The sequence below is a fragment of the Desulfonatronovibrio hydrogenovorans DSM 9292 genome (genome assembly GCF_000686525.1).
GTDB lineage: Bacteria > Desulfobacterota > Desulfovibrionia > Desulfovibrionales > Desulfonatronovibrionaceae > Desulfonatronovibrio > Desulfonatronovibrio hydrogenovorans.
Genome location: NZ_JMKT01000008.1, coordinates 285,113 through 311,244, shown reverse-complemented (window position 1 = coordinate 311,244; position 26,132 = coordinate 285,113). Strand labels below are relative to the sequence as shown.

The window sequence follows — 26,132 nt, the reverse complement described above, 5'->3', positions numbered from 1 at the left end:
GGCTCAGTCTCGAAATATGGTGTCCTCTTTAAGAACACCCTCGGTCCAAGCCTCCAGAACCCTGGATACAGGCCCCATGATATTGTCAAATACCAGCACCTTCTTCCAGGTCAGATACTGGTAATAGTCTGCTTCAATGCCCCCGCAGATAACAGCCTGGACATTTTCAGTCTGAACCAGGTTGCAGATCTCCTCGGCTGATGGCTCGGACAAAAGAAGATTCTTTTTATCCACAATCTGCCCTTCCCCGTCTTTTTCCACGATAAGCACTTCAAGGGTGTAATCAAACCTCGGAGAAATATCATGGTCGTGAACAGTAATTAAAACCCGCTGATTGCCATGAGAAGAAAATGGTGCCATTTTTATTCCAGTCCGAATTTTTTCATTTTACGCCACAAGGTACTTCTGCCCCAGCCCAGGATGTCTGCTGCCTTACTCTTCTTGCCCTTGGCTGCCACCAGGGCTTCAAGAATCATCTTTTTTTCCATGTCCACCCAGGTACATCCCCTGGAATCGGACCTGGCCTGGCCAAGGGAGGATGGCACCGGTATGGACAGTTTGGCTGCCTGCTTCTGCCTGAGGCCGTCTTCAAACACGTACTCCGGCAGGTGAGAAACCTGGACCATGTCCGACTGGCAGACATTGACCGCATATTCGACAATGTTCTTCAGCTCGCGGATGTTGCCGGGATAATCATGATTAAGGAGCATGGAAAGGGCGTCCTCTGATACCCCCCGGATGTTCTTTCTGAATTGTCTGGAGATGGTACTGAGCATCTGATCCATCAGCAGCCTGATATCCCCCTCCCTTTCCCTCAAAGGCGGAAGGTGCAGCCGGACCACGTTAAGCCGGAACAGAAGATCACTCCTGAAAAGTCCCTCCCGGACCATCTGCTCCAACGGCCTCAAGGTGGCGGCAATGATTCGGACGTTGACCTTGACCCCTTTGGTGCTGCCCAGAGGGAAGATGACCTTGTCGTCCAGAAAGGTCAGCAGCTTGCTTTGCAGGCCCATGGGCAGATCACCGACCTCGGTCAGAAAAACCGTACCATTGTGAGCAAGCTTGAACCGGCCGGGCTTGTTTTCAGCGGCCCCGGTAAAAGCTCCTTTCTGATGCCCAAACAGCTCAGACTCAAGAAGGGTTTCCGGAAGGGCTGCACAATTAACTTTAATAAACGGCCCTTTGGCTCGGTCAGAGGCCAGGTGGATGGCTTCAGCAACAACATCCTTGCCAGTGCCGCTCTCCCCTGTTATCAGAATGGAGGAATCGGTCTGAGCTACCATGGGCAGGATGCTGAATATTTTTTCAATTTGCGGACTCCTTCCGATGAGGCTTCCGAAATTGGTGCTATGAGAAGATTTCCAGTCCATCTTTTCCTGGGATCTGAGGTCCTCCACCAGGCTCAAATATCCAGCCCTGCGTCCTTCAAGATCATGGATGGGGGACGCAGATATTCTGACCGGAATCCTCTCCCTGGATCTGTTTATAATATTGCTCTGAACAAAGGCATACTCATTACAGTCACCCCCATTAAGGGGACACTGCTGAAGGCACATGCTGGAACGCAGGATATTGGAGCAGTGAATCCCCCTGGCTTCTGCCTGATCATAGCCGGTCAGGGCTGTCAGGGCCCTGTTCATCAGCACTACCCTGCGTTTCAGGTCCATTACAGCAGCACCCAGCGGAATTTCATCCAGAATCCCGCCAAAAGGCACTCCTGCGGGGAAAAGCCCCCTGACCATGACTGTTTCACCTGCTGAATCCAAAGTGTTTTTTTGTTCCATAATGATACTTATTACAAGGGATGGGCCGCGCTTCTAATTTAGAAGCAACATGCTGATTTTTAAAGCCTTCGCCAGATTGATACATAATTCACAACATAATGTTGAAACAGATCCGTGAAACGACTTTGAACCTTTTAGCACGACAAATCAAGCTGTTTTTAATCCTGACAGGAAATTTCTGGGGGATATCCTGGGCATCTCCTGCTGGTCCAGCTTGACTGACTCTCTCTAACACCTTATATGCCCGGTACTTCCATGCCAAACTCAAAAATCTTTCTGAACAAGAATCAGCATAAAAGAATCCTGGCCGGACACCTCTGGATATTCAGCAATGAAATTAATCCTGAAAAGTCTGACTTGAAGGATTTCCAGCCCGGTCAGCCGGTCCATGTCCACGCCCATGGGGGAACCTTTCTCGGCCATGGCTATGTCAATCCCGCAAGCCTTATCTCAGTAAGAATTCTTGGCTATCAAGCCAACGAAACCCTGGAAGACCTGCTGGAGAAGAGACTGGCCAGTGCCCTGGCCCTGCGCCGTGATATCTATTCAAAGCCCTTTTACCGTCTGATGTTCTCGGAAAGTGACCTTCTGCCCGGACTGATCATTGACCGGTTTGACCAGGTCCTTTCCATTCAGCTCAACACAGCCGGCATGGACAGGCAAAGGGACACCATTGTCCGGGCTGTATCAAACCTGCTCCCGGTTGATGGAGTGGTGTTCAAGAATGACACCAGATCCAGGGTCCTGGAAGGTTTAAAACCTGAGATATCAACAACCGGCTCTGTCCCGGAAACCGGAACCGTCCGGGAAGGGGATCTGGAACTGACCTTTTCCCTGGCCGGCGGACAAAAAACCGGCTGGTATTATGACCAGTCCCCCAACCGGACCCTTTTTGCCGGCATGTGCGCTGGCAAGAAGGTCCTGGATGTCTTTTCTTATGTCGGAGCCCTGGCTGCAGGAGCTGCCAGACAAGGAGCCTCGCACGTTGTTGTAGTTGACAGCTCCAGGCAAGCCATGGACCTTGTCCATCAGAACATGGCCATAAACCGGATTCCCCAGGGCAGCTGGCAAGGCATCTGCTCTGATGCTTTTGAGGTCCTGGACAGCATGGCCAGAGACAGCGAGCGTTTCCATGCCATAAGCCTGGACCCTCCAGCCTTTATCAAACGCAAAAAAGATTTTCAGTCAGGCCTGGCTGCTTATCAGAAACTGAACTCCATGGCCATGGAACTCCTGCATCCAGGAGGAATTTTCATGAGCTGCTCATGCTCCCAGCACCTTAAGCTTTCCCAACTGGTGGACATCATCCGCAAGGCTGCCTTGAAAAAGAAAAGACATCTGAGGATACTAAGGTTCTGTCATCAGGGTCCGGATCATCCCATTCATCCGGCAATGGATGAAACCAACTACCTCAAAGGCGTGATCTTCCGAGTTGACTGACCTTTAAACCCTTCACCCTGGGAGCCGGCCAAGGCCGCCATGAGCCCGACAATCAGCACACTATCTCCAAACCAGGATCAGCAGAAGATCCCTTTAAACCGGATATTAAACAGATGACCCAGCACCCATCACCACCCAGAATTGATCAGGAGGTCCGTAAACGGCGGACCTTCGGCATTATCAGTCACCCTGATGCAGGCAAAACCACCCTTTCGGAAAAACTTCTCCTGTTTGGCGGAGCCATCCAGATGGCAGGGTCCATCAAGGCCAAAAAGGCGGCCCGCCACGCCAGGTCCGACTGGATGGCTGTAGAGCAGGAACGGGGCATCTCCGTGACCTCCTCAGTCATGAAATTCATTTATAACAACTACGAAATCAACCTACTGGACACTCCAGGCCACCAGGATTTTTCCGAAGACACCTACCGGGTCCTGACAGCAGTAGATTCCGCCCTGATGGTCATTGACAGCGTCAAAGGTGTTGAAGCCCAGACCAAAAAACTGATGCAGGTCTGTCGAATGCGTTCAACCCCCATCATGACCTTTATTAACAAGCTGGATCGGGATGGCCGGGACCCCTTTGATCTTTTGGACGAAATTGAACAGACCCTGGGAATCCAGGCCTCTCCTCTGACCTGGCCCATCGGCATGGGCAAAATGTTTCAAGGTGTTTATGACATCAGACAGGGGGCCATCCGCTTTTTCAACCCTGTAGACGATAAAGGCCGAAGACCCAGGGAGAATGCAGTCATCCAGGACCTTTCCGATCCCCTGCTGGACGAACTCATCGGGACCACTGCTGCTAGAGAACTGCGCCAGGACATTGAGCTGATCCAGGGTGCCGGCTTTCCCTTTGAAAAAAAAGCCTATCTGGAAGGCAAGCAGACTCCGGTTTTCTTTGGCAGCGCAGTAAACAACTTTGGAGTCCAGGAACTTCTGGACACCTTTGTCATCCTGGCCCCCCACCCTCTGCCCCGTCAGGCTGAAACCAGACAGGTTTCTCCCTTTGAAGACGAATTTTCCGGGGTGGTTTTTAAGATCCAGGCCAATATGGACCCGGCCCATCGGGATCGGATAGCCTTCATGCGGATATGTTCGGGCAGATTCCAGAAAGGGATGAAAGTCCGCCATCACCGGATCAAAAAGGATATTCAGATCTCCAATGCCATCATCTTTATGGCCCAGGACCGGGCCGGAGTGGAAGAGGCCTGGCCAGGAGACATTATCGGCGTTCACAACCACGGAACCATCAAGATCGGGGATACCCTCAGTTTGAGAGAGGAACTCAAGTTCACGGGCATCCCCAACTTTGCTCCGGAATTTTTCCGCCGGGTCATCCTGAAAAACCCTCTTAAATCCAAGCAACTGGAAAAAGGTCTTCGTCAGTTGACTGAAGAAGGGGCTATTCAGCTTTTCCGCCCCCTGTCCGGCAATGACTATATCCTGGGCGCAGTGGGTGCCCTGCAGTTCGACGTCACAGCCGCCCGGCTGGGAGCAGAGTACGGGGTTGACGCTTCCTATGAGCCTCTGGACTTTTCCACGGTCCGCTGGATCGAGTCAGACGACAAAAAAGTCCTCAAGGACTTCAGACAGCGTTATTTTTCAGCTCTGGTGGAAGATATTGAGCAGAATCCGGCCATGCTCTTTGCCAGCAAGTGGCGTCTGGAAAGGGCCAGAGAAGAATGGCCCGCCATCAGATTCATGGAGGTCAGGGAGCACTAGTCAGTCAATACCGGTTGAACCTGGATAATGGCCGCTGATCAGAATAACAGCCTTAACCTGCACATGATATTCATCAGAAGACCGGCTGCAGCAGTCAGGCGTTTTGACTTTGGCAACCAGACATGGAACACTCTTCAAATAACCCTCAAGGATGATTCAAATGGATATTGCAAGCAGCCTGATCAACGAGTCCGTTCAGGCAGTCCGTCGGGCCGGAGAACTGATTGTTTCGGCCTGGGACTTGCCAAGAAACATCAAATACAAGGGACCCATCGACCTGGTCACAGACACGGACCTGGCCGTGGAAGAACACCTCAAAACATCTCTGAAAAAAATCCTGCCTGAAGCTGACTTTCTGGCTGAAGAATCGGCAAGTGAAACAGTCCTGTCCAAGCGTCCCGCCTGGATCATCGACCCTTTGGACGGCACCACCAACTTTGCCCACAAGATCCCCTTTGTGGCGGTTTCAGTTGGTCTCTGGACCGGATCTGAAGTTGACCTGGGCATTATCTATCTGCCCATATTAAATGAAATGTTCTGGGCAGCCAGAAATACAGGTGCCTTCTGCAATGACCAGCCCATCCGGGTCTCAGAGACAAAGACCCTGAAACCGGCCCTCATTGCCACAGGATTTCCCTATTCCGTGCTCAAGGAAATCGACCTGATTATTATGTACATGCAAAAGGCCCTGGTCAGCACCAGGGGGGTCCGGCGCTGCGGGTCTGCAGCCACGGACCTGGCCTACACAGCAGCAGGACGCTTTGACGCCTTTTATGAGATCGGTCTCAATCCCTGGGATACTGCGGCAGGCCTTTGTCTCATCCAGGAGGCAGGTGGGCGGGTGACTACCTTTGACGGCAGCCCTTACCAGCCCGGGATGCGGGAGATCCTGGGCTCCAACGGCCATGTCCATGAACAGATGTCTGCCCTGCTGACCGCTGACCAGTAACTCAAAATTTATTAACCAGGCTGTGCTTATCTTTTTTTACCGGGACAAAACCTTGGCCAAAAAAAGAGAGCCACCCTTATTAAGCTGTTGCAGTCTTCATTTTGTTCGACACAGCCAAGGCAGCTGCATAATAACAGGTTGACAACCAGCAGCACTTGGATATACGAAACTTAACCTTTTACGGGAAGTAGCGCAGCCTGGTAGCGCACCTGCCTTGGGAGCAGGGGGTCGCAGGTTCGAATCCTGTCTTCCCGACCATAAAATTCAAGGGGTTGCTGAAATCAGCAACCCTTTTCTTTGTCAACAAAACTCCGGGCATCAGTTCCTGATTCTGACCAGGGGCAGGGTAAAAGAAACCATAGTACCCTGACCAGGCTTGCTTTCAACCCGGATATCTCCCCCCATTTTTTCCACAAACTCCTTGCACAGGCTTAGTCCAAACCCAGTGCCTTTTTCCCCTTCTGTCCCGGGCTGAGACCTTGAGCACCCCCCTGAAAAAATCCCGGACAGACGCTCAGCATCCAACCCGGCCCCATTGTCTCTGACCTGAACCAGGGCTTCACCAGTATCCTGATCCTGCCTGGCTGAAATAATGATCACCCCTTTCCTGGAGGTGAACTTGACCGCATTGGACAACAGATTTCTAAACACTGTTCCTGTCATTTCCCTGTCAGCAAGGACCTGAATGTCTCCTGGGACATCCACTTCAATGGATATTTGTTTCTGATCCGCTCCAGCCCTGGCCAGTTCAACTTCTTCCTGAATCAGGGGTTTCAGGGAAAAGACCCGGGGATCATAATGAAGCACCCCTTTTTGAGCTCGCCCCCATTCCAGAAGGTTATTCAACAGATTATTGATGTTTTCAGTCGAAGTGCGCATGTGTGCTGATATTTCTTTCAGCTCGTCCCTGGACAGTCTTCTCACTTCCTGGTCCAGATAAGTGGCCAGAGAAAGCATCCCGGAAATGGGCGATTTAAGGTCATGGGCGATTATGGAAAAAAACTTGTCTTTCTGAGCCATGACCTCTCTGAGCTGCTCATTTTTCAGGCTTAACTCCTTTTGATTGCGCTTCCGCAGCGTAATGTCCCGGCATACGCAGAATACGTACTTCCTGCCCTTGATCACAGCTCCGTTGGTACTGATTTCAACGTCAAGCCGCGTACCGTTCTGGCACCGGAAATTGGTTTCAAAAGTTTCCCCTGAAGAGTCGGCCTTGCTGATCATCTGCAGCAGTTCTTCCCTGGACCACAGCCCATCCCAGTCCCAGACATGAAGGCCCTTAAGCTCTTCTTCAGAGTAACCGAGCATCTCTGCAAACTGCTTGTTGGCCTCATGCACTCCGCCTTTTTCATCCAGCACTACAATCCCGTCCCTGGACTGTTCCACCAGGATGCGTCTTCGCAAAACTTCGTGGGCGAGCTCTTCCTGAGCCTGCTGATGGGCAGCCACCCTCAGGGCCACCTGATGTTTAAGGGTCCTGTTCCAGGCATAAAGAAGGGCAATGATCAACAAAAGAATAAGGACTACACCCGACACACCCAGCCAGAAGCGCAGGTCGTGATAAAACATGGGCAGTTCAAGGCCGATCCACTCTTTTTCAATGGCCTTTCGCTCGGCATCACTAATGTCAGCCAGGACCTTGTCCAGGATACCCCTTAAAACAGGCCAGTCACTCCGGGCTGCAAAGGCCAGGACATCATTATATCTGCAGTCTCCAGCCACCCTGAGATTGGGAATGTTCAGACTGCGGACATAATAGGATATCACTCCCAGGTTTCCCACCATGGCCTGAATCTGACCGGTGGAAAGATCCACCAGGGCCTGGGCTGGATCAGTTATGGGCCGGAGATGATAAAGACCATGCTTTTCCATGAGATACGGTCCCACAGCGTATCCACCCTGGTATACCACATCTCTCATCTCTTTCAGGTCATCAACAGTCAGGTTGGTGCTGATATTGTCGCTGACAACTATGACATTGGGGATCTCAATATACGGCCGGGTAAAGGAAAGATATCGACTGCGCTCAGGAGTCTCTATGACCGTGTTGACCATATCGACCCCTCTTCTGGCTGCCTGATCCAGAACCTCTTCAAAGTTGCTCAGCCGGACGATTTCAAAGCTGATCTCCAGCTTCTGCTCCATAATCCGGACATAATCAGCAGCAATGCCCAGAAACCTGCCTTCATCGTCAAAATACTCCAGAGGCGGAAAATACGGATCCGGAGCCACTCGAATCTTGCCGTCCATTTCATCAAGCCATTCCCTCTCCTCTGAAGACAGGGTGTCAAGGAATGAGGCCTTTCCAATACAGGGGGCAAGCAGGATCAGGATCCAGAAAAGACTGCCCGCAATAATGCTGATTTTTGAATTCCATGTCTCCGACATCACTCCAGTACCTGCCACTATCCAGGAAAAGGTTGCCACAACCTCAGTGATTCCTGACTTAAGGGTAAAACATATGAACACCAAAAATGACCAGACTGCTATACATCTCAACCATTAGTAATTCCAAAACAATTTCCAGGGCAAGAAAAATTGTCCCTGAATTTTTAGAACAACAAATTCAACTTATTATGAGAAGTTAATTTCAGCTAAAAATTCTGTTCATTTTACTGGTGAACCAGGTGAGAGCGGGCAGGTGTTCAAGGATGTCCAGGAGGGAGGAAGGGTAATTATTCCTTATGAAAGGTCGGTTGATGAATATTTTCCCATGATTTGCAACCGGCTGTTCAGGAGGTTATTTGTCCGGACAAAGGCCTTTGCCCTGATACGTCCGGGTTTAAGTTTTTGCCATTATATTTCTACTGATGGCCCATTTCAGTTCAGAACCTGGACAGATCAGTCCAGAGCATACTCAGGTATCAATTTCGCTGCTCAGGGCTTGCCTGACCTTGAAAAGCAGATCTTTGATCTGAAAAGGTTTTCCAATAAATCCCACCGCTCCCAGAGTCGTGGATTTGCGGGCCTGAATCCCAGCTGAGTACCCACTGGCTATGAGCACCTTGACCCTGGGATTGATCTCAATAAGTTTTTCAAGACATTTCAGACCTCCCATCCCGGGCATGTTCAAGTCCAGAAGAACCAGGTCAACAGAACTCTTTTCCTGGCTATAAATACCCAAGGATTCTTCACCGCTGGCCGCTTTATACGTTGTGTATCCGTATGTTTCCAGAACATCGGCAGTCAGATCCCTGATGTCCTGGTCATCGTCCACAACAAGTATTGTTTCCTTTCCTCCCTCAAGGCCAGACCTGGATTCAATCTCACTGTTTTCCACTTCTGCACCAGGGACAGCCGGCCAGTATATTCTGAAGGTCGAGCCATCTCCGGACTCACTGTAACAGGTAATCCTTCCCCCGTGGGCCTTGACAATACCATAGACTGAAGCCAGACCCAGACCGGTTCCCTTTCCTGTTTCTTTGGTAGTATAAAAAGGTTCAAAGATATGCCCGAGAGCCTGTCTGTCTATTCCCAGCCCTGTATCAGATACAGTCAGCAGCAGATAATATCCCGGCTCCAGGTCCAGGTACTTGTCATCTTCCAGAACCAGGTTCCTGGTTTCAATGCACAGTGTTCCTCCCTCAGGCATGGCATCGGCTGCGTTGGAACCCAGGTTGAGCAGGACCTGCTCAATCTGGACTGGATCTGCCTCAACAGGCCAGGCCTCATTGTCCAGATCCAGCTCAATATTGATCATTCTAGGGATGGTCCGCTTGAGGACCATCAGGCAATCCATTATTTCCCGGTTCAAATCCAGGATCTTTTTCTGAATCTGGGCCTTGCGGCTGAAAAGAAGAAGCTTCTGGATAAGCTGACCAGCCCGGTCAATGGCCTTTTCCACTGTTCTTAGCCGAATCCGGTCCGGATGATCATCATCCTTGTCCAGGCCTAGCAGCTCAACGCTGGTACTCATGGCATGCAGGAGGTTGTTGAAATCGTGGGCTATGCCTCCAGCCAGCATGCCCACAGACTCCATCTTCTGGGCCTGGATCAGCTGGTCCTGGAGCCTTTGCCGCTCTTCCTCAGCCTTTTTTTGCGGAGTTACGTCCAGAAAAACCGTGACAAACTGGCTGTCTGCTATTTTATAGGCACTAATCAGGTAATGTCTGTCCAGCGACTCAACAGTTTCCTCAAATTCAATCGACTCTCCAGTCAGCACTACCTTGGCGTACACATCAAGAAAGGGAGCCCGGCTGAATCCCGGTATGACCAGAGAGGCCTTCTGACCAAGCACTTCTGACCTGGACAGCCCGGTGTGGACCTCAAAAGCCGGGTTAACATCCAGGTAGACATAGTCCAGGGGCTGACCCTGATCATCCATCAGCAGTTCATGGACCGCAATACCCATGGGAGCATTCTCAGCCAGGACCCGGAACTTTTGCTCACTCTTCCTCAGGGCCTCCTCAGCCTTTTTAAAAAACGTGATATCCTGGAATCCGCCCTGAATTCTGACTATTCTGCCCGAATCATCCCTCTCAGCAATCCCAATGGTCCGGATCCATACTTTGCGTCCCTGACCCGTAATTATCTGCATCTCTTCATCATATGGCCGGCCATGAGTGACACAGGCCTGAAAAACCTCTCTGATCCGTTCTCTGTATTCCGGAGCATAAAATGAAATGCCCTCTTCCACAGACGGTGAATATCCAGGGGGCATTTCATGAATGGCTGCCACCTGGTCCGACCAGACCACCCGGTTTTCCGACAGGTCCACACTCCATCCGCCCAGCCTGGCCTGTTCACCGGCTATCCGCAGCAAAGCTTCCTGGCTGCGGAGCTCCTTATCACTTTGGACCCTTTTTTTCATCTCTTCTTCAAGCTGGGCTGCCTTCTGTTCAAGCTTCCTGACCAGCCGCTCATTATATAGCTTGAGGATCTCCCCATCTTCAGCCGGCAAAGTCTTAGAGGGCGATTCATCCTCCAGGGCGGATTTCATGACATCTTCCACCTGGGCCATAAATTCATCCGGCTCACAGGGTTTGACTATGAATCTGTCTGCTCCGATTTTCAGGGCGAACTGCTTGTCCTTGGGACCGGTATATGTGGCTGTATAAATGATGAATGGAATATGCCCGTGCCTTGGGTCACTCTTGGCTCTCCTGCACAGCTCAAATCCATCCATGACCGGCATAAGGATGTCGCTGATGATCAGATCAATACCTTCGGAATCAAGGATATTCAGGGCCTCTTGCCCATTGGTGGCTGTCATCACGCTATGCCCCTTGCCCTTGAGCATGATCTCCAGCAGATAGAGATTCTCGGCTACATCATCCACAATAAGTATGTTCATTTTATTTCTCCGGTCGGCATGTTTCCCCTGACATGCAGCTTTCCATTTCTATAATGAATGTTTCCGGATTAATTGGTTTTTCAATATATCCATTGGCTCCTGCAGCCATGATCTTTTCCCGGTCCCCGACCATGGCATAGGAAGTGACCGCAATAATCGGTATTTTCTGGGTTATTGAATTGCTTTTCAGTTCTGCGGCAACAGCATATCCATCCATTTCAGGCAGCTGAATGTCCAGCAGTATGGCATCCGGCAGTATGCTCAGGGCCTTTTCAATACCTGTCCTGCCGTCCAGGGCCTCAACCACTTGATAGCCGTTACTTTCCAGCAGAAATTTCATCAGATACAGATTCTGTTCATTGTCTTCTATGACCAGCAGGGTCTTTTTCACTTTGATTCTCCTTATTTCACTGGAAAAGTTACCGTAAAGGTGCTTCCCTGCCCAGGGCTGCTTTTTACGCTTATGGTCCCGTTCATCAGGTCCAGCAGCTTTTTGCAGATGGACAATCCAAGGCCCGTTCCTTCATGCTTGCGCGAGGTTCCGGTATCAACCTGGTGGAAGGGTTTAAAAAGCTTGTCCTGTTCTTCAAACGGAATGCCCATGCCTGTGTCGGAAACCGAGAGCACGTATTCATCCCGGGTAATCCGGCATGAAATTCTGATCTGACCGTGTTCGGTGAATTTCACCGCATTATTGAGAAGGTTGAGGATGATTTGTTCCAGGCGGCGCTGATCAGCTGTAATGGTCCCAATTTCCGGAGAAATATCAGCCTGGACCTGAATCCCCTTTTTCCCGGCCTGGGGAGAAATGAGTTTTACCAGTTTATCAATTGAAAGGCTCAGATCAAAGGACTCCGGTGAAAGCTCCATTTGTCCGGCCTCGATCTTGGAGATGTCCAGGACATCGTTAATCAAAGACAGCAGATGACGGGCGCTGTGCTGGACCATGGTCATCTGCTTGTGCTGTTCCTGGTTCAAGGGCCCGGCCAGCCCCTGAAGCAGGATGCCAGTAAAACCAATAATGGAATTCAGTGGAGTGCGCAGTTCATGAGACATGGTGGCCAGAAAGGCTGATTTGATCCTGTCGGCCACCTGAGCTTTTTCCATGGCTTCGGCCAGTTCCCCTGTCCTCTGCCTGATCCGCTCTTCAATTTCCTGATTTATCTGCCTCAACTCCCTGGTCCGGACATCAACCTTGTACTTGAGAAATGCACTTCCTCCCAGACTCATAACAAGGGCAAGGCCAACGATTAAACCCAGATGGATAACCCATCCAGGAAGACTGAAATGGACGTCTTCAGCCGTCCATCTGCTCAAAGCCTGATAATAGACCGAGCCCTGGTCCTGTTTAAAATGCAAAAGATTCCTGTCAATGGCGTCCAGAATGTCCTTTGAAGAATCAGCAGGACCGGCAAAATACAACCTGGTAGGATTGAAGATGACAGCTGTGTCTTCCAGTCCCAGCTTTCTGGCGTAAAACATGCCGAAAAAACGGTTGGTGATGGCTGCATCAGCTTCGCCCCGCACAACCATCTCAAAGGCATCGTTATAGTTGGGCAAAGGAATTAAAGTGGATGAAAACCCGAACCCCTGGATAAGCCTTTCAAAAGCCTCCTCCTGGACCGAACGTTCCAGTACAGTTACCCTTTTGCCATCCAGATCAGTGATGGAATTAATATTGCTGTCCTGGGCCGCATATACCTGGAACCAGTCTGATAAGACCGGCACCTTATGATAAGAAAATATTTTTTCCCGTTCAGCACTATGGGCCACATCCGGCATGAGATCAATTTCCCCGCTGGCCAGCCGCTCCAGACCCTGGCTCCAGGAACCACTGACGTACTCAAGGTTCCACCTTTCATTTCGGGCTATCTGCTCCAGAATATCGATGAAAATCCCGGCCGGCTCACCAGATTCCGAGATAAACACCTTGGGGGGATTGTCATAAACTCCCACCAGCACTGCTGACTCCCGGGCATGTACTGATCCCCATCCAGCAAGCATGGACAGGGCAATGAATACCATGGTTTTCCAGACCAATGCAGGGCGTGGGCTGAACTTTATTCCCACCATTCTCCCCTCTCTTTTTTTATCAAGTTCCAGGCGGATTATCTGTCTTCATAAAATGCCGGCAAAACCATTAATTCCCCGCCAAAGACAGGAGGGATTTAAAACAATATAGCATATTTCTGACAGTCAGTCATTACCCAAATTATCCAGCCACTCTAATCAACCAGGCTGAGTAAATGTCGAACAGAACTGAGTATCCAGCCTGCCCTGGAACCAAAAGCAACAAAAGTACTAACCAGACCCTTTGTCCAGAATTTTCCGGACCTCAATTAAAAGCTCGGGAAGTTGAAAGGGTTTTCCCATGAACCCTGCTGCTCCGGCTTTGATGGTTTTTTCACCCAGGCCCATGGCAGAATACCCGCTGACCACCAGTATCCTGACCAGGGGGTCCTGACCAAGCAGTTCAGCCAGACACTTATGTCCGCCCATTCCCGGCATATTCAGATCCAGAATAACCAGATTGATCTGGCCGGGTTTTTGAGCAAATATTTCCAGAGCCTCTTCCCCGGTGGAAGCAGACAGGACCGTATAACCATGGGCAGCCAGGATATCCCGGGTCAAATCCCGCACGTCTGCCTCATCATCCACGATGAGTATGGTCTCGTTGCCTCCTTCAGGAGAAGTGTCCCGTATGGTTTCGCTCTCATCAACCTGGGCTTCTGGCAATGCAGGCCAGTAGATCTTAAATGTCGTCCCCAGATCCGGCTGGCTGAAGCAGACAATATGCCCATGATGGGCCTTGACCACCCCGTAAACCGAAGCCAGCCCAAGACCAGTGCCTTTACCGACTTCCTTGGTGGAAAAAAAAGGATCATAGATATCTTCCTGAATCCGTTTTTCCATACCCGGCCCGGTGTCTGAAACCCTCAGCAGGACGTATTTTCCCGGCTCAAGGTCCGGGCTCATGCCCTCAACCAGATCAATGTTTTCCGTTTCAAAGCCCAGGACACCTCCGTCAGCCATGGCATCAGCAGCATTGGAAGCCAGATTCAGGATAACCTGCTCCACCTGGACCGGATCAGCGTTGACCGGCCAGATACTGCTGTCCAGAGCAAGTTCAATTCTGATCATTTTGGGAATGGTCCTTTCCAGCATCTTCACTGCTTCAGCTATCTCTGCGTTCAAATCCAGAGGACGTCTTCTGATCTCGGCTTTGCGGCTGAAAAGAAGAAGCTGACTCACCAGCTGAGCGGCCCGTTCAATGGACTTTTCAATCACTTTCAGCCGCGGTCTGTCAGGATGATCATCCGGCTTGCTAACGCCAAGCAGATGAACACTTCCCCTCATCATCTGCAGGATATTGTTGAAATCATGAGCCACTCCACCAGCCAGAACACCTACTGATTCCATCTTCTGGGCCTGCCAGAGCTTGGCCTGGAGTCTTTCCCGTTCTTTTTCAACTTTTTTCCGCTGGGTGATGTCTTCTATGGTTCCATCCAGAAAACTCGGACTCCCATCCTGATCCGTTTGAAGGGATGCATTGACTATGGCATAAAAGATCTCTCCGTCTTTTCGTTTGAACTGAGTCTCCATGCTGATCCCTTCCGGACTGGATCTTAAGGCCTCAAGAAAAGCCCAGCGATCTTCCAGAGCTGGATAAAGATCCGTTCCCAGGTCTTGAACCCTCTCCAGCAGCTCCTCACGGCTGGAATAGCCGAGCATCCTGGCCAGAGTCGGGTTGGCCTCTATGAAACGTCCATTATAGGTTGTCCGGAATATCCCCATGGGGGCGTTGTTGAATATGGCTCTGTAACGTTCCTCACTTTCAATCACTTCCTGTCTGGTCCTTTCCAGGTCAGCCATTCTCTGCTTGAGCTTGCGGCGCAGCAGCAGGCTGAGCAAACCCAGAGACAGGATCAGAGCGGTTACAAAAAGAGCAGCCATTTTAAGCCGCTGGACCTGTTCAGGTCCTAGCCCCCAGTCCTGGGTAACTGGAAGCCAGCGATTCTGAATAGACCTGATCTCTTCATCAGGAATGTCGGCCATGGCCTTTTCCATGGCCGAAAATAACAAAGGGTATTCCCGACTTACGGCAAAACGGAGATGATAGGTGAACCCGGTATCCCCGGCCACCCTCAGATTGGGCAGCTTCTGCTCTTCAATGTAGTATGCGGCCACAGCCAGGTTCTCGATCATGGCGTCCACCACCCCAAAAGACACATCCCGCAGTCCCTCCTGAATGTTGTCCACAGTCACGACATCCAGTAAATCACCGTAATTATCCCGCAGGAATGCTTCAGTGACGTAGCCCTTGATGGCAGCGACCTTAAGTCCGGTGAAATCTTCCAGGGACCTTGCTCCAGGCCGGTCCCTGGTGGTGATGACTACTACCGGGATACTCACGTAGGGAGCACTGAAAAAGGCATACTCTTCCCGCTCCGGGGTCTTGGCTATGACCGGGGCAATGGGTGCAGCACCGCTTTCCAGGGACTGAAGCAAAACAGTCCACTCCGGGGCCGGAACTGTCTTGAAGGAGATATCTAGGCGCTGTTCTATCAGCCGCATAATGTCTGCGGCCACGCCCTCAAAATCACCTTGTTCAGACTGGAATTCAATGGGTGGGAATTTTCTGTCATACCAGATGACCAGCTTGTCCGGATTATCAGCCAGCCAGGACTGTTCTTCCAGGGTAAGGTCAGGTGAAGCAATACTAATGGAGGGGCAGGACAGCAAATAAGCCGACTGAATCAGGACCAGGGCTACAAAACAGAACCAGGACAGACTCGGCATTAAAACCCTCCAAGCTTAAATAATAATATGCCTGCTCAATGCCGGACTGTCAACGGCCAGGCCTGCTTAAAAGCCGGATGGGCCAGTTCAGCTGTCTGAACACAAAACCATGAACCGGGGCGGAGCCCACCGCACCCGGCTCGGTAAACAGACATACTACAGATTAAGGTCCCTTTTTCTGACCCACTGCCTGTTCTGATCCTGGAGAAAATGGTTGTCCTCAGCCAGGCGATACATGCGGATCCGATTCTGCCTGGCCACCTCTTCCACTGAGGTGCCGGTTTCCTGAGCAATTATCTGAAAAAGCCTTCTGCGGTCATTATTTTCAGCATTGACCAGGTTCTGGACACTGGCTGGTGCATCCTGATCCACCAATGCAGCCAGACCGGTCCAGGCTTCACCCACCAGGCCGTTGTTCTTGGCTTCCTGCAGAGCAGGATAGCGGTCCCTCATACTGGCCGTCACCTCATCTTTGCTCTGGGCATAGGCCGGACTGCTGATAATAAACACCACCATGAACACCCAACAGGTCAAAATAAATGAAATATGCTTTGTCATGTCTTCCCTCGCTGAATTATCTAAGTTGTCTGAGCTCTTCTTCAGTAAAAATCTCACTCATGTCCCCTTGAAAGCTCAGGGCATCGTCCAGAGCCCGCTGGACTTTCAGGTTAATATCCACTGTCACGTGAATCGGAGCGATCTCCACCCGATGTGTGGTGTCTGCAGTGACATGGTGCCTGGTGCAGCCGGCCAGGGCCAGCAGCAGCCCCAGAATCACCGGAGTGATAAGTTTTTGCATGTAATTCTCCTGTATTGCTTGTCTATTTCCTGTACTGATCCTGAAAATCTAAAACCTAAACTAAGGGATGTTTCTTTGTTATTACGAGCAAAGCGAAGCAATCCCAGCTGGTTATCCATGTGATTGCCAGGCACCCTCCAGATACTCGTAATGACAGTGATGGTGGCAGTCACATGAAAAAACGCTTAATTTGGGAAAAGATCAAAAGTCAAACAGCCCTTCCAGGGCCCGTTCAATGGACTCTTCTTTGGAAATCTGGAAATGCAGGACCCGATTGATGATCTCCCCCAGGTCATTGACATTTATGACCAGACCGCCCACTTCCTGGGGGGGATCGCCCTCAACCCCCCTGCCCCGGAGCTCTATCCTGGCTGAAGTATCCAGCATTCCCCGGGTCAGGTTCACGGCCAGGAAGTTATATTCAAAATCCCTGAGGGCCTGCTCCAGGCGCTGAGAAACTGTGCTCAGATAGGGATGACCCCTCATAGCCTCCCGTACATACAGAAGCAGCACTTCCAGCCATTCCTCATCCCTGATCCCAAGCCGACCTGTTCCTGGAACTGAATATAGATATCCATCTTCCAAGATCACCCGGCCCCCTTCAAATATGACAGGGACCCGGCCATAAACCAGGCCGCTGCCGACAATTTTTTCCTGGCTCAGCCTGGACACCAGCTGCAATAAATCAATGTCTTCAAAGAAAAACTCAAAATCCGCACTCATATCCCCCAGGTCGAACCTGGAAGCGTGGGCCGCAACAAAGCCCCCTTCTGGAAAGTTCCACCTGGTTCTTTCCAGGAAAAGTCGATCCGCAGAGTCCAGTCTGAAGGTTGCAAATCCGTTAACCAGTTCGATCTTGCCTATCTTAAGCTTAGCAACATCTATGCGCTGATTCCCTGGGCTGGTCAAGGGGGAAAAACTGTCAAGCCCTATTCTGCCTTTGATTCCGGTTAGTTCCAGATCCATGTCCGGATAGATCAAGTTCAGGTCTCTGAATTCAACTTTCAAATCCGGATCCAGAGCAGCCCCTTTTAAGGTCAGATCAAGGCCGGCCATCATGGACCCTTGAACATCAAAAGACTCAAAAGCCGGGGAGATCCGGACCAGAAAATCCTTTTCCGGCAGCTCAAACCATCCGGTGCGGGCTGCCAAACGTCCGGAAACTGCCTGGCCAGAATCAATATCCAGCTCTGAAGTGAAGTCCAGTTCAGCATTCTTTAGAAACGGCCATGATCCGTTAATCCGGACCAGGTTGTCCTGCACAGCAGCCTGTCCCTTCAGACCAGACCAGGTCAGATCCTGCCAGATCAGCGAGCCGGTGGAAAAACTGCCTGGCCCCGGAGTATCAAGGCCAAACCCTGCCGGAATATCCAGGCTGATGTCCCTGATTCTGAGGCTGGACTCCGGGATATCCACCAGGCTCAGATCGGTCATGAGCCTGACCAGGCCCTTCATATTCTGCTGAGAAGCAAATTGAAGGTCTGCTTCAGCCTTAAAAGCCTCACCCGTGATCCTGGCTTCATTGAGTCTGGCTTCAAATCTGCCGGTACTTTTGCCTGATCCGGATATTTTCAGGTCACCATTACCAGCCAGATTCAACTCAAAATCCGGACGGAATTCAAGGCCCTGGAGGCTGAGCCTGGTTTGTGGTGATTCATAAAGAATATTCTGAATTTTAAGCCTGGTTTTGGGGTCAGTACGAATTTTAACCTCATCAGGTCCGGCCAGCAGGTTTCCTGACCAGGCAAGAAAAAACTGGTCCAGCCCCAGAAAAAAATCCGGTGCAGCAACATCAATTGGCCCCAGCTCTGATTCATGGACACCCACCTCCACAAACCAGTCCTGACCAGTGACATGGGCCCGACCAGAACCTTTACCCTGCAATGTCAAGGGCTTTTCCGCCAGCAGCTCCATTGGCATGAATCCCCTTAAAGCTTCCCAAGGGGATTCAGCCCAGGCACTCCACCCAAATTCAGCCTGGTAGTCATGACCTTTGAAAAAAAAATCATTTACAGTGGGCTGGGCGACCTGAAGCCTGAAAACCCCCTGGACAGGTCTGGCTGCCTCCATGGACAGAACCAGGGCTGCGCCCACATCATTCAGGCTTAAAGATACATCTTCCAGAAAAAATTCATTAAAACTCAGTCTGGACAGATTCAACTCTGCCTGCAGCTCTTCAAAAAAAAGAGCTTCATCCAGATACGCTCCAACTGAAAAATATCCCTGGTCCAGCTCCAGGCGGGTGTCTGCCAGACCAGCTTTGAACCCCGAAGACCTGGCCTTGATCTCCACTCTGCCTCTGCCTTTGCCCTGGGAGTCCAATTCCCAGTCCAGACTTAGTCCGGCCTCCAGCAGACTGCTGACCGGGATTGAAGTCTCATCAGAAATATTTCCAGACAAAGGAGCTGTGGTGCTGGAAAAGGCCCTGACTCCTACTTCCGTAGCCAGGTTTTCCAGGTTGCTTTGCCCGAAAATAATGACCGGCACTCCAGGAAGTTTAGGGTCTGCCCGGAACTTCAGCTCTTTCTCCTGGACATCAGCCCGGGCTGAAAAAGGGATTGCAAGCTTTCTGCCCTGGAATGTTAAAGTCAGGAATGAAGAATTGATTTGAGCCCGGCTGAATGGAAGGACCAGGCCGGACCCTGAAGAAGGACCTTGTTCCGGGAAGCCAGGATCAAGGCCATTACCTGTCAGACCTAGATGGAGATTAAAACCGCTGATAAAAATTTCATCTACTCGCCCCCTGACCAGACTCCCCAGTGAATAGGACACAGAAACGTGATCAATGTCCAGTCTGGGCTGGGTAAAGGATACCCGGCCAAGATGAAGGCCTTTATGATTGACTGCCAGCACCTTCAGCCCGGGGTCTTCCAGACCGGCCTGACGCAATTGCCGGGTTAAGACCTGTTCAAGAGCAGCCGGTCCTGCCAGGAGCAGGAGCACAAGGCCGGCCAACCCCAAAAGAAGGGTCAGCCGGGCAGCCCTGAACAGCCGGCCCGGCCTTGCTTTGATCCCTGTTTTGTCTGAATCGTCTTTGTTCAACCGCACTTCCCGCAGACAGTAATTACACCTGTCTCAGCCTTTCAATCAACCCCTGCAGTTCATTGGCCAGCTTGGCCAGCTCGCTGATGGCCTGGGCTGACTGATTCATGACATCGCTGGTTTCTGCTGAAATCCTGTTGATGTCCTCAATACTCCTGTTGACCTCTTCACTGGCTGCTGACTGCTCTTCAGTAGCTGTGGCAATGGACCGGACCTGATCTGCTGCTGCTTCCACCAGGCCCACGATCTCCTTGAGAACGTCACCGGACTCATTGGCCAGGGCAGTGGCCTCTTCCACCAGCTGGGCAGCTCTGTCCATGCCCTGGATATTGGATTTGGTCCCTTCCTGAATACTGGTAATGGACTGACCCACCTCCTTGGTGGCATTCATGGTCTTTTCAGCCAGTTTTCTGACCTCATCTGCCACCACGGCAAAGCCCCGCCCGGCCTCACCAGCCCTGGCTGCTTCAATGGCCGCGTTCAAGGCCAGGAGATTAGTCTGGTCGGCAATATCATCAATGACATTCATAATCCTGCCTATTTCTTCAGCCTGTCTGCCCAGGGAATCCAGATCCTCCTTCATCTTGCCGGCCTGCTCATGGACCTGGTTAATGGCTGAAACAGCCCTGGTCACCACTTCTGATCCCTTATGGGCCTTATCTCTGGCCTGGTCTGAATCCTGGGCTGCACTGGAAGCATTCTTGGCCACCTCCAGAACAGTTGCGTTCATCTCCTCCATGGCAGTGGCAGTTTCTCCGGCCCTTTCCTTCTGCTCTTCAGCTCCGCGGCTGGATTGTTCCACCTGAGCGGAAAGCTCTTCTGCAGCAGAGGACAGGCGATCAGAAACCTCGTTGGCACTCTGGGCCACCTCGACCATCTTTTTCTGGGCATTCTTGATGTCAGTCAGATCCACCTGGGCTTCAAAGGCTCCAACAGTCTCTCCCTGGGCATCCTGGATAGGCACACTGTGATAAGCAAGATAACAGGTTTTGTCCCCCACGGTCAGTTCTGATTCATCGTATTCATATTTGTTGGTGGCCATGCACCTTTTGGTGGCACAGCTTTCAGTTCCGCACCCCTCCATACTGTAAACCGTCCGGCAGTTCTGGTTGACCGGGTCAGATTCAGCGGATTCAAGGGCCTTTTTATTCATCCAGAGAATGGTACAGTTCGTATCCACAATCATGGCCGGAGTGGGCAGGTTGTCCAGATAATTGACAATGGATTCTGAAGATCCGTTTATGTCCTCCACCAGGTCCTTATAAGCCCCGGAATAGCTGTCAGCAGCAATGGCATATGTAATTTTCCCATGCCGGACATTGTCCGAGAGCTTCCCAACATCCCTGATGATTCCCTGGATGCTGTCCCGGACCTTGTTCATGGCCCCGGCCAGATCACCTATTTCATCCCTGTTCCTGATGTCCAGGGAGTGTCCAAGATTGCCCTGGGAAATATCCATGGCAAAACCAGTGGCCCGGACCAGGGGTCTGGCAATGCTCTTTGCAAAGAAAAAACCGGCCAGCAGCATGACCGCTCCGATGAGCAGGCTCATCCACAGGATGGAAGAAAGGGTGGCCCACTGGGCTTCTTCAATGGTCTCCCGGTCAATGCCGATGAAATACATGCCTGCAGTCTGTCCCTGGATGTCCTTGATGGGCCAGTAGGCTGTATCGTACATCCTGCCCAGAATCAGATTCCGGTCCAGAAAAACCTGAGAGCCCCTGAGAACGGTTTCAATGACCAGGGGATTATCCATTCTGGTCCCAGTGGCCCTCTGTCCGTTGCTCATGATGGTGGTGGCCAGCCTGGTGTCACCTTCAAAAATGGTTGTCTCCACCCCCAGCCTTTCCCGGACCGAGTCCACAAAGGCATTGGAGCCAAGGTCCATACCCAGAGTGACTACCCCGACTATCCGGTCAAAAAGCTTGACCGGGTATCCGGCCCTAAGGGAAAACCGGACCACTGTACCGGACTCAATGCCCACCACTGGATTATCTTCCAGGGCCTGGCGGACATTATACTGACCAAGTACACTGTCACCGGAGCGGTCTGAATGCCCCCTGGCCACCACCACCCCTTCAGTATTGGATATGGTCACGAATTCCACCCCGGTCATCTCCATGATCTCCCTGGCATATTCGCGCAGAAATCCGGTGGCACCGGAATCCACGGCTGAGGCTACATCAATATCCTGGGCCAGGAGGTAGGCCGTCTTCAGATAAAAGTCTTCAAGGTCTTTCAGCTGATGGGCAACAGCACCCTGAAAATTGGTTATGGTCTTGACTGATTCCTGATCAAAACCTTTGGATACAAAGTGATTGGTGGTAAAAAAGACTGCTGTGCTCAAAAGCAGGACAGTCACCGCCACCATGCCCATCAGCTTCCAGAATATTGAAACCCTCATAAAAACCTCCTGCCATTTTTATCTGAGATAATTAATAAAGTTCAGCCAGCAGAGCAAGGAAAATATACTTCTGCCCAGACAGTCCATCTCTCAGGTTTCTCTTGACAACACTTTCACGACCTTTAAAATTTATCGACTGTAAAGCTGTTTTCATTACACAAAAGGCAGGCCGCAATGGAGGTCTTTCATGTCCCTGTCCAGACTTTGGGAAAAATACCTGGCCGATGATGAACTCCTGGCCAGCTCCTATGATCAGACCGGAGAGCTAACCCGGTCATGGATGAAAAAACACATTGCCTGTCTTTTTAACTGCTACAGCCCCGGCCCAGTCATTGAATCAACCAGATTCAACATCATGCGGGCCGGTTTCATGCAGAAAGAATTAATGGCTCCGGTCAGCAATGCCTTTTTTATCATGCAAGCAGATCATCCAGCCTGGAACAGACTTCTGGCTGCGGTGCTTCCAGCACTTTCAGCCGGTGTGCCGGATATCTTCGTCTTTTTAATCCTGGACCAGAAAAATGAACCCAACCCCTTGCTCCTGACTGCCCTGGAACTTGCCGGCATAGAAAACATCGTTCTGGCCGGCCTGGATGAATTTGAGCAGCCCCTGGAACAGCACAACAGCCATGACTGTTCAGTCCTGGTTGATCTCAGCGGTCAAAATATCAGATACGACTTGTGGAGCAGGGCCTTTCGGATTCAGAAAAAAATCCGGCTGGGTCATGATGCCAGGCCAAGGGGACTGGTCTGGATCGATCCTGACCATCAGCCTGATTATCCGGCTCTTGGCCGGTATCATTCTGATGTGGAATTCTTTGCAGCTGGTCCCGGAGTTCAGAACGCCCCTCTGGAAATGACCAGGATCGGAACAGAGCTGGACTCAGCCAGCTGTTTTTTTGATATTTTTTTCGGACCCTGCCGCATTTTCAGCAAGACCAGCATTCCCATCGGCTTTACCAGAGGCATGGAAGCCTTCTGGATCTGGCCGGATCTGGACCCGGATTTTTTCAAGACAAAAAGATACTGCTGGAAGGAGAAAAAATAATATGAAGTCTTCGGGCCTGGCTGCTGATTACCTCAGGAAGATCAGGAACATCGGGATCATAGCCCATATCGACGCAGGCAAGACCACCCTGACCGAGCGCATCCTTTACTATACCCGGAAAATTCATCGCATGGGAGAAGTCCATGAAGGAACAGCCACCATGGACTTCATGCCCGAAGAGCAGGAAAGAGGCATCACCATTGCTTCAGCCTGCACCTCATGCCTGTGGCAGGACAAAACCGTAAACATCATTGACACCCCTGGACACGTTGACTTCACCATTGAGGTGGACCGGGCCCTGCGGGTTCTGGATGGTGTTGTGGCTGTTTTCTGCGCTGTAGGCGGGGTTGAACCCCAGAGTGAAACTGTGTGGCGCCAGTCAGCCAAATACCACATTCCCAAAATCGCCTTTATTAACAAGATGGACCGGCCAGGCGCTGACTTCAGAGAAGTTCTGCAGGCCATGCGCAGCAGGCTCGGCGCCTTTCCCCTGCCTGTCCATGTCCCTCTGGGCCAGGGTGAAGACTTTCAGGGAATACTTGACGTTGTTTCGGGCAGTAAGCTTGTCTTTGACCAGGACAGTTCCGGCCGGGACATTGTAGTTTCCCGCCCGGATAAAGCAGAAGCCCCTTTGCTGGATGAATGGAGAAACAGCCTGCTGGAGTCTTTGTCTGAGATAGATGACCAGATCATGGAGGATTACCTGGAGAACAGGGAAATTCCTCCTGAAAAAATAAGGGCCGCTCTTCGCAGGGCCACTTTGGATCTCAAAGGGGTTCCGGTTCTTTCCGGATCAGCGCTGAAAAACATCGGCATTCAGCCGGTCATGGACGCAGTCTGCCATTACCTCCCTTCTCCGGAGGATGTGCCCCAGGCATCAGGTGTCCACCCCCAGACAAAGGACCGGGTTTCCTTTGCACCTGCTGTTAAAGCCCCTTTGTCCGCCCTGGTGTTCAAGGTCAGCCTGGAAACCGGTCGCAAGCTCTGCTTTTTGCGCCTTTATTCAGGCCGGCTGGAAGCCGGTCAGACTGTTTTCAATTCCACCCAGACCTTAAGCGAACGCCTAGCCAGGATATTCACCCTCCACGCCAATCACAAAGAAAAGGTTGATCAGGCTGTGGCCGGACAAATAGTGGCTGTGGCCGGGCTGAAAAACGCCCGCACCGGCGATACCCTCTGCCTGGAAAAAGACCCGGTCCTCCTGGAAAAGATCAGTGATTACACCCCGGTCATTTCCCTGGCCCTGGAACCAAAAAACAGCCAGGAAGAGGAAAAGCTGATTTTTGCTGTAGAAAAGCTCCTCCAGGAAGATCCTACCCTGTTTTTTGAGAGGCACAAGGACACTGACCAGATAATCCTGTCAGGAATGGGCGAACTGCATCTTGATGTGGTCCTGCAGCGGATCAAACGGGAATACGGGGTTGAGTTCAGGTCTGGCAATCCCCAGGTGGTCTATCAGGAAAGCATCACCACCCGGGCCAGGACAGAAGCTGAATATGCCAGGGAACTGGGAGAAGAATTTCATTACGGCTTTGTGGATCTTGAGGTCGAGCCCGCTCCAAGGGGCCAGGGCAACAGAATCATCATGGAAATTGACTTTGATCAATGGTCTCAGGCCTGGACCGGAGCTGTTCAAGAAGGCATTGAGGACGGTCTCCAGGCAGGTGAACTCAAAGGTTATCCAGTCACCGACATTGTGGTCAGGGTCAAGAAAATGGCGGCCAGAGACGGGGCTGACTCTGTTGGATTCAGACTGGCCTCTTTCCAGGCCCTGAAACAGGCCCTGGCTCAGGCCGGGCCTGTCCTGCTGGAGCCCATAATGCTGGTGGAAATATCCACCCCGTCTGACTTTGTCGGGGAATGCGTCAGCCTTCTTGGAAGCAAGGGATCCCAGATTGAAAACATGTTCGACCATCATGGCCAGAAGATCATTAAATCCCTGACTCCCCTGAGCCATATGTTCGGATTTTCCACTGAACTGCGTTCAGCTACTCAGGGCCGGGCCGGTCTGACCATGAAATTCGACCGGTTTGATGCTGTAGGTAAATAGGGCTTTGAACCAAAGCCTCTGAATTATTTTCAGGAAAAAGCCCCAGGCCCACAGCCCGGACCTGGCGAAAAATTACTGTCCACCCTCCCTGAACCCCTGGTCCGGGTTGTAGCTGAGACGCACCGCTTGACATGCTCCCTTTCTCTGCAGACCGGACAGACAATATCTTCATTCTCAGGATTGAAGACGAGTTCTTCAAATAATTCTTTACATTTTACGCAATAGTACTCAAAAATAGGCATTACCGGTTTCTCCTTGAACAACACTTAAACAACTTGTTTATCCTTTAAAAATCAGGCAACATTGACTATTATCAGCAAAAGTTCACCAATTAAGGGAGGAGTTATGACTCAAATCAAGAACATCATGTGCGCTGTTGATTTTTCCGAGATGAGCGCCAAGGTCGCTTCCTACGCCCAGCTCATTGCTAAATCCCTGGATGCTTCTGTCAAGGTGGTTTACGTGGCACCCAGTCTTTCCCAGTATGTAGGCTTTCACGTTCCCCCCACTTCCATTGAAAATTTTGTGGGAGAAATCGTCACTGGCGCTGAAAAAACAATGGATACCTTTATTCAGGAAAACTTCAGCGAAATCAACGTGACCGGGCAAGTTCTGAGCGGTTATGCAGCTGAGGAAATCCTGAACTATGCCGACACAGAAAATATTGACATGATCATCATGGGGACCCACGGACGCAAGGGAATCGACAGGGTCCTGTTCGGCTCTGTTGCAGAAAAAATCGTCAAATCAGCCACCATGCCGGTCATGACCATAAGGCCCAGTTAGCGAGCAGCTTATCAGA

Annotated in this window: 18 protein-coding genes and 1 tRNA gene; 7 read left to right on the top strand and 12 right to left on the bottom strand. The window is 51.2% G+C overall.

Annotation, left to right across the window (positions count from 1 at the left end):
* Window positions 1-3: 3 nt before the first annotated feature.
* Both P771_RS0102770 and P771_RS0102765 read right to left on the bottom strand, forming a co-directional pair.
* Complete coding sequence (locus P771_RS0102770) at window positions 4-360, bottom strand: NifB/NifX family molybdenum-iron cluster-binding protein (protein WP_028573932.1); 357 nt, start codon at window positions 358-360, stop codon at window positions 4-6.
* 2 nt (window positions 361-362) lie between these two features.
* Entirely contained in the window at window positions 363-1,784 is a 1,422-nt protein-coding gene (locus P771_RS0102765) for a sigma-54 interaction domain-containing protein (RefSeq protein WP_084301615.1), read from the bottom strand.
* Window positions 1,785-2,039: 255 nt separating this feature from the next.
* Here P771_RS0102765 and P771_RS0102760 point away from each other — a divergent pair, with 255 nt between their 5' ends.
* From P771_RS0102760 to P771_RS0102740, 4 genes are all read left to right on the top strand, one after another.
* Window positions 2,040-3,224 carry a class I SAM-dependent rRNA methyltransferase gene (locus P771_RS0102760; protein WP_028573930.1) on the top strand — a complete coding sequence of 395 codons (1,185 nt, stop codon included), beginning with the start codon at window positions 2,040-2,042 and terminating at the stop codon, window positions 3,222-3,224.
* Window positions 3,225-3,337: 113 nt separating this feature from the next.
* A complete protein-coding gene (locus tag P771_RS0102755) occupies window positions 3,338-4,945 on the top strand; it encodes a peptide chain release factor 3 (RefSeq protein WP_028573929.1) in 1,608 nt (535 codons plus the stop codon).
* A gap of 160 nt (window positions 4,946-5,105) precedes the next feature.
* Window positions 5,106-5,894, top strand: a complete 789-nt coding sequence (locus P771_RS0102745; RefSeq protein ID WP_028573928.1) for an inositol monophosphatase family protein — start codon at window positions 5,106-5,108, stop codon at window positions 5,892-5,894.
* A gap of 181 nt (window positions 5,895-6,075) precedes the next feature.
* Window positions 6,076-6,152, top strand: a tRNA-Pro gene (locus tag P771_RS0102740).
* 60 nt (window positions 6,153-6,212) lie between these two features.
* On the opposite strand, the gene P771_RS0102735 is transcribed toward P771_RS0102740, so the two are convergent.
* The 9 genes from P771_RS0102735 to P771_RS16230 all read right to left on the bottom strand — a co-directional run bounded on the left by P771_RS0102735 (window position 6,213) and on the right by P771_RS16230 (window position 22,232).
* On the bottom strand, window positions 6,213-8,282 hold the full coding sequence (locus P771_RS0102735; protein ID WP_028573927.1) for an ATP-binding protein: 2,070 nt from the start codon (window positions 8,280-8,282) through the stop codon (window positions 6,213-6,215).
* Between the two features lie 469 nt (window positions 8,283-8,751).
* Window positions 8,752-11,187: a hybrid sensor histidine kinase/response regulator gene (locus tag P771_RS0102725; RefSeq protein WP_028573926.1), complete on the bottom strand. Its 2,436-nt coding sequence runs from the start codon at window positions 11,185-11,187 to the stop codon at window positions 8,752-8,754.
* 1 nt (window position 11,188) lies between these two features.
* Complete coding sequence (locus P771_RS0102720; RefSeq protein WP_028573925.1) at window positions 11,189-11,578, bottom strand: response regulator; 390 nt, start codon at window positions 11,576-11,578, stop codon at window positions 11,189-11,191.
* An 11-nt stretch (window positions 11,579-11,589) separates the two neighbouring features.
* Window positions 11,590-13,260: an ATP-binding protein gene (locus tag P771_RS16235; protein WP_084301611.1), complete on the bottom strand. Its 1,671-nt coding sequence runs from the start codon at window positions 13,258-13,260 to the stop codon at window positions 11,590-11,592.
* 228 nt (window positions 13,261-13,488) lie between these two features.
* Window positions 13,489-15,987, bottom strand: coding sequence for a response regulator (locus P771_RS0102705; RefSeq protein WP_028573924.1), 2,499 nt, complete (start codon window positions 15,985-15,987; stop codon window positions 13,489-13,491).
* Window positions 15,988-16,143: 156 nt separating this feature from the next.
* Window positions 16,144-16,545, bottom strand: coding sequence for a YdbL family probable chaperone protein (locus P771_RS0102700; RefSeq protein ID WP_028573923.1), 402 nt, complete (start codon window positions 16,543-16,545; stop codon window positions 16,144-16,146).
* Window positions 16,546-16,561: 16 nt separating this feature from the next.
* On the bottom strand, window positions 16,562-16,786 hold the full coding sequence (locus P771_RS0102695) for a hypothetical protein (RefSeq protein ID WP_028573922.1): 225 nt from the start codon (window positions 16,784-16,786) through the stop codon (window positions 16,562-16,564).
* Window positions 16,787-16,987: 201 nt separating this feature from the next.
* On the bottom strand, window positions 16,988-19,828 hold the full coding sequence (locus P771_RS0102690; protein WP_028573921.1) for an intermembrane phospholipid transport protein YdbH family protein: 2,841 nt from the start codon (window positions 19,826-19,828) through the stop codon (window positions 16,988-16,990).
* Window positions 19,829-19,850: 22 nt separating this feature from the next.
* Window positions 19,851-22,232 (bottom strand): methyl-accepting chemotaxis protein, encoded by a 2,382-nt coding sequence (locus P771_RS16230; RefSeq protein WP_028573920.1) that lies wholly within the window; start codon window positions 22,230-22,232, stop codon window positions 19,851-19,853.
* A gap of 187 nt (window positions 22,233-22,419) precedes the next feature.
* Between P771_RS16230 and P771_RS0102675 the strand changes: the two genes are divergently transcribed.
* Together P771_RS0102675 and fusA are read left to right on the top strand one after the other, a co-directional pair.
* Window positions 22,420-23,280: a hypothetical protein gene (locus tag P771_RS0102675; protein ID WP_028573919.1), complete on the top strand. Its 861-nt coding sequence runs from the start codon at window positions 22,420-22,422 to the stop codon at window positions 23,278-23,280.
* A 1-nt stretch (window position 23,281) separates the two neighbouring features.
* A complete protein-coding gene (gene fusA, locus P771_RS0102670) occupies window positions 23,282-25,330 on the top strand; it encodes an elongation factor G (protein ID WP_051617062.1) in 2,049 nt (682 codons plus the stop codon).
* A 29-nt stretch (window positions 25,331-25,359) separates the two neighbouring features.
* Here the strand turns inward: fusA and P771_RS16225 are convergent, their stop codons facing one another.
* Complete coding sequence (locus P771_RS16225) at window positions 25,360-25,572, bottom strand: FmdB family zinc ribbon protein (RefSeq protein ID WP_035243813.1); 213 nt, start codon at window positions 25,570-25,572, stop codon at window positions 25,360-25,362.
* A 103-nt stretch (window positions 25,573-25,675) separates the two neighbouring features.
* Here P771_RS16225 and P771_RS0102660 point away from each other — a divergent pair, with 103 nt between their 5' ends.
* Entirely contained in the window at window positions 25,676-26,116 is a 441-nt protein-coding gene (locus P771_RS0102660) for a universal stress protein (protein WP_028573917.1), read from the top strand.
* The last annotated feature ends 16 nt before the right edge of the window (window positions 26,117-26,132 follow it).

Coding starts and splice junctions, on each gene's coding strand:
- P771_RS0102770 (WP_028573932.1), bottom strand. CDS start 360: ATGGCACCATTTTCTTCTCATGGCAATCAGCGGGTTTTAATTACTGTT.
- P771_RS0102765 (WP_084301615.1), bottom strand. CDS start 1,784: ATGGAACAAAAAAACACTTTGGATTCAGCAGGTGAAACAGTCATGGTC.
- P771_RS0102760 (WP_028573930.1), top strand. CDS start 2,040: ATGCCAAACTCAAAAATCTTTCTGAACAAGAATCAGCATAAAAGAATC.
- P771_RS0102755 (WP_028573929.1), top strand. CDS start 3,338: ATGACCCAGCACCCATCACCACCCAGAATTGATCAGGAGGTCCGTAAA.
- P771_RS0102745 (WP_028573928.1), top strand. CDS start 5,106: ATGGATATTGCAAGCAGCCTGATCAACGAGTCCGTTCAGGCAGTCCGT.
- P771_RS0102735 (WP_028573927.1), bottom strand. CDS start 8,282: ATGTCGGAGACATGGAATTCAAAAATCAGCATTATTGCGGGCAGTCTT.
- P771_RS0102725 (WP_028573926.1), bottom strand. CDS start 11,187: ATGAACATACTTATTGTGGATGATGTAGCCGAGAATCTCTATCTGCTG.
- P771_RS16235 (WP_084301611.1), bottom strand. CDS start 13,260: ATGGTGGGAATAAAGTTCAGCCCACGCCCTGCATTGGTCTGGAAAACC.
- P771_RS0102705 (WP_028573924.1), bottom strand. CDS start 15,987: ATGCCGAGTCTGTCCTGGTTCTGTTTTGTAGCCCTGGTCCTGATTCAG.
- P771_RS0102700 (WP_028573923.1), bottom strand. CDS start 16,545: ATGACAAAGCATATTTCATTTATTTTGACCTGTTGGGTGTTCATGGTG.
- P771_RS0102695 (WP_028573922.1), bottom strand. CDS start 16,786: ATGCAAAAACTTATCACTCCGGTGATTCTGGGGCTGCTGCTGGCCCTG.
- P771_RS16230 (WP_028573920.1), bottom strand. CDS start 22,232: ATGAGGGTTTCAATATTCTGGAAGCTGATGGGCATGGTGGCGGTGACT.
- P771_RS0102675 (WP_028573919.1), top strand. CDS start 22,420: ATGTCCCTGTCCAGACTTTGGGAAAAATACCTGGCCGATGATGAACTC.
- fusA (WP_051617062.1), top strand. CDS start 23,282: ATGAAGTCTTCGGGCCTGGCTGCTGATTACCTCAGGAAGATCAGGAAC.
- P771_RS16225 (WP_035243813.1), bottom strand. CDS start 25,572: ATGCCTATTTTTGAGTACTATTGCGTAAAATGTAAAGAATTATTTGAA.
- P771_RS0102660 (WP_028573917.1), top strand. CDS start 25,676: ATGACTCAAATCAAGAACATCATGTGCGCTGTTGATTTTTCCGAGATG.